Here is a 3,572-nt window from a genome sequence, read left to right on the forward strand (position 1 = left end):
CTGGACGCATGCTGGACGTGCTGATGTTTGATGGCAAGGAACGGCCCAAGCTGGTCCACCGCCTGGACAAGGACACCAGCGGTTGCCTGGTCCTGGCCCGCACCAGCTTCGCCGCCACCCGCCTGGCCGCCTACTTCCGGAGCAAGGAGGCCCGCAAGTACTACTGGGCCGTCACCGTGGGCGTGCCCAAGCAGTACCAGGGCAAGATCGACGCGGCCCTGGCCAAGGAGGCGGGCACGCGCGGCGAGCGCATGGCGGTGGATGAGGATGAGGGCGCCCGCGCCGTCACCCTGTACCAGGTGATCGAGAACGCGCACCGCCACGCCGCCTTCGTCGCGCTGTGGCCGCTGACGGGGCGCACCCATCAGCTGCGCGCCCACATGATGACCATCGGCACGCCCATCCTGGGCGATGGCAAGTACGCGGGGCAGGAGGCCTTCCTGGCCGGCGGCGCGGAGCTGTCGCGCCAACTGCACCTGCATGCCCGCCGCATCATCATTCCCAACCCGCGCGGCGGCAAACCCATCGACGTGACGGCCGGCCTGCCGCCGCATATGCTCAAGACCTGGGAATATTTCGGTTTCGATATGAATGATGGCGACCCGTTCGCCAGCTATGTCTGACCCTCGGGGGCGCGATCCATGTCGGGCTTCAACCGCCTGGCCCTGTTCGATTGTGACGGCACGTTGGTGGACAGCCAGCATGCCATCATCACCGCCATGGCCGCCGGTTTCATCAGCCAGGGTCTGACGCCGCCACCCGACGAGGCGGTGCGGCGCCAGGTGGGCCTGTCGCTGGACGCGGCCGTCCTGGGCCTGCTGCCGGTGGATGCGGACCTGGGCGTGGCGGCGGGCATCGCCACCGCCTACAAAGACGCCTTTTATGAGAACCGGACGCGGGGCGCGGTGATGGAACCGCTGTACCCCGGCTTGGTGGAGGCGCTGGACGCGTTGGAGGCGGCGGGCTTCCTGCTGGGCGTCGCCACCGGCAAATCGCACCGGGGCCTGGTGGCGACGCTGGACCATCACGGCTTGAACGGACGTTTCATCACCCTGCAGACGGCGGACCGCGCCCAGGGCAAGCCGTCGCCGGACATGGCCTTGCGCGCCATGGCGGAGGCTGGGGCCGACCCCGCCACGACGGTGGTCATTGGCGATACCAGCTACGACATGGTGATGGCGCGCAACGCCGGTACGGCTGCGCTGGGCGTGGCCTGGGGCTATCACGCGCCGGAGGAACTGATGGCGGCGGGCGCCGCCCGCGTCTGCCACGATTATGCCGAGGTGCCGGCGGCGGTGGCCGCCCTGGTCGCGGCCTCGTGAATGGGAACAAGGACATGAAGCGGATTTACAAGACCGTGGCCGTGGTGCCGGGTGCGGCTGGTGGCTGGCAGGTGCAGTTGGACGCCCGCATTCTGAAGTCGCCGGCCAAGGCCGACCTGGTACTGCCGACCGAGGCGCTGGCCCGGGCGGTGGCGGCGGAATGGGACGCCCAGGGGGAGACGGTGGTGCCGGACGCCATGCCCATGATGCAACTGGCCTCCACCTGCGTGGACCGGGTGGGGCCGCAGCGCGCCATCATCCTGGACGGGGCGGCGGCTTACGGTGGCACCGATCTGCTGTGCTATCGCGCGCCGGACCGGCGAAAGCTGGTGGAACGCCCAGCCCCGGCCCTGGCAGCCGCTGCTGGACTGGGCGGCCCTGCGGTACGACGCCCTGCTGCAGGTCACCAGCGGCATCATGCACCGTGCCCAGGACCCTGTGGCGCTGAACGCGCTGAAACGCGCGTTGGAGGCCCTGGACGACTGGCAACTGACCGGCGTGCAGAACGCGGTGGCGCAGACCGGCTCCCTGGTCCTGGGCCTGGCCCTGTTCGAGGGACGCATCGACGCCGATCAGGCCTTCGACCTCGCCGAACTCGACGAGTCGTTCCAGATTGAGCAGTGGGGCGAGGACGACGAGGCCAGGGACCGGCGCGCGTCGCTGAAGGCCGATCTGGCTGCCAGTTTACGTTACCTGGAGTTATTGAAAGCCTGAGGCGGGCGGGCGCAGAAATCATTGGAATTGGGTGCCGGCCCCGCCCTTATATGCAGTGCAACAGCTCATCAGCCCTGCATTTGAGGACCCCTTTTCCATGACCTTCGACCAGCTTGAAGCCAAGATGCGCGCCTCGCTCAGCCAGTTCACCGGCCTGGGCGCCAAGGTGAAGTTCGACTTCGGCGCCGACGGGGCCCTGTTCCTGGACGCGACCAAGGTGCCCACGGTGTCGCGCGACCCGGTGGACGTGAACACCACGCTGAAGATCTCCCTGGCCGATTTCGTGAAGCTCAGCGAAGGCAAGCTCAGCCCCACCCTGGCCTTCACCTTCGGCAAGCTGAAGGTCCAGGGTGACATGGGCGTGGCGCTGAAACTCGCCGGCATGCTGGATGATTGACGGATCAGCACGGCTATCAGGTCGTCCTTGGAGCGGAACGCGATCAGGTGGACTCACCTGATCGTGTAAACCCGCTCTATCATGAACAGGTTACCTAGGCGGATTCACCAGCATCGACGCTCAGCGCTTCAGGCTGAGCCAGACGTTGTGCCCGTCATGGAAGACGCTGACGTCCACCGCCTCACCGGTCATCAGGTCCAGGGGGCGGCGGGGCAGGTAGAGGCCCAGCTGCCAGCCGGAGGCCTCGGTGGGGGTGAGGGGGCTGTTCTCGAACTCCACCCCATCCCACAGCTTCAGCCAGATCCATTGCAGCAGGCCGACGCAGCGGCCGTCGGCCGTCACCGGCAGGGACAGGTGGCCGCGCCAGCCCTTTCCCGGCTGGGGATCGGTCAGGTCCACGGTCAGGGCCTGGAATGGGTCCGACAGCGGTTTGAACGGCACCAGCCGTTCCAGCCGGACGGAGCGGGGGGCCAGGCGGTTGAAGTCACCCAGGTCGAAGCCGCTGGCCTGGTCCACGAAGAAGCTGCGCTCCAGCGCCCGGCTGTCCGCCAGCAGGGCGCGGACGCCGCCGGCCTGGGGGATGACGCGGGCGTCGGGGGCCAGCAACCGGTCCTTGGCGTCGCGCACCGTTGGCAGCACCCGTTCCGACAGCAGGTCGCTGGACAGGATTTCGGAGATCAGCAGGTCGGCGGGCCTGGGCAGGTCCACGCCCACCGTCACGGCGGTCGAAGGTTTGGCGATGACCGTGACGCGGTCGGCGTAACCGTTGTTCGTGATAATGGCGCGTGCGACCTCGGCGATGGTCGGGTCGGCCTCACAGGTGTAGACGTGGGCGGCGCCGGCCCGTGCCGCCATCATGGCCAGCAGGCCGGAACCGGTGCCGATCTCCAGCACGATGTCGCCCGGGCGCACGGCGGCGGTGATGGCCGCCTCATAGGCGGCGTTGCGTTCCGTGTCGTTCATCATGGGCAGGTGCCAGCGCGGCATCAGCGCCGTGCGCAGCTTGTTCAGCTGCAGCTCCGCCTCGATGAAGTCCGGCTTCAGTTCCAGCGCCCCCTCGGTGTGCGTCACCGCCTCGGGCCAGGCGGCCCAGGTCGCGCAGGGCCGCCGCCAGTTGAAGCGGTTGATGGGGTCGTCCG

Annotated in this window: 5 protein-coding genes and 1 pseudogene; 5 read left to right on the forward strand and 1 reads right to left on the reverse strand. The window is 68.3% G+C overall.

Annotated elements, in window-relative coordinates:
* The 5 genes and pseudogenes from I55_RS16550 to I55_RS16565 all read left to right on the forward strand — a co-directional run.
* Positions 1–623, forward strand: a 623-nt coding sequence (locus I55_RS16550; RefSeq protein WP_044561685.1) for an RluA family pseudouridine synthase, incomplete at its 5' end; no start/stop codon positions are given.
* An 18-nt stretch (positions 624–641) separates the two neighbouring features.
* Positions 642–1,322, forward strand: coding sequence for an HAD-IA family hydrolase (locus I55_RS16555; RefSeq protein ID WP_044561686.1), 681 nt, complete (start codon positions 642–644; stop codon positions 1,320–1,322).
* A gap of 14 nt (positions 1,323–1,336) precedes the next feature.
* Positions 1,337–1,600 (forward strand): annotated as a pseudogene (locus tag I55_RS39330) (ATP12 family protein); the annotation flags it as partial.
* Positions 1,601–1,604: 4 nt separating this feature from the next.
* Positions 1,605–2,036: a hypothetical protein gene (locus tag I55_RS39335; protein ID WP_307718714.1), complete on the forward strand. Its 432-nt coding sequence runs from the start codon at positions 1,605–1,607 to the stop codon at positions 2,034–2,036.
* A gap of 97 nt (positions 2,037–2,133) precedes the next feature.
* The gene (locus I55_RS16565; protein ID WP_004274489.1) at positions 2,134–2,433 is read left to right on the forward strand and encodes an SCP2 sterol-binding domain-containing protein; all 300 of its coding nucleotides are present in this window, start codon (positions 2,134–2,136) and stop codon (positions 2,431–2,433) included.
* Positions 2,434–2,553: 120 nt separating this feature from the next.
* Here I55_RS16565 and I55_RS16570 read toward each other — a convergent pair.
* The coding region (locus I55_RS16570; RefSeq protein WP_044561687.1) for a 50S ribosomal protein L11 methyltransferase at positions 2,554–3,572 on the reverse strand (1,019 nt) is incomplete at its 5' end.

The organism is Azospirillum sp. B4 (assembly GCF_000333275.1).
Taxonomy (GTDB): domain Bacteria; phylum Pseudomonadota; class Alphaproteobacteria; order Azospirillales; family Azospirillaceae; genus Nitrospirillum.

Coding starts and splice junctions, on each gene's coding strand:
- I55_RS16565 (WP_004274489.1), top strand. CDS start 2,134: ATGACCTTCGACCAGCTTGAAGCCAAGATGCGCGCCTCGCTCAGCCAG.
- I55_RS16555 (WP_044561686.1), top strand. CDS start 642: ATGTCGGGCTTCAACCGCCTGGCCCTGTTCGATTGTGACGGCACGTTG.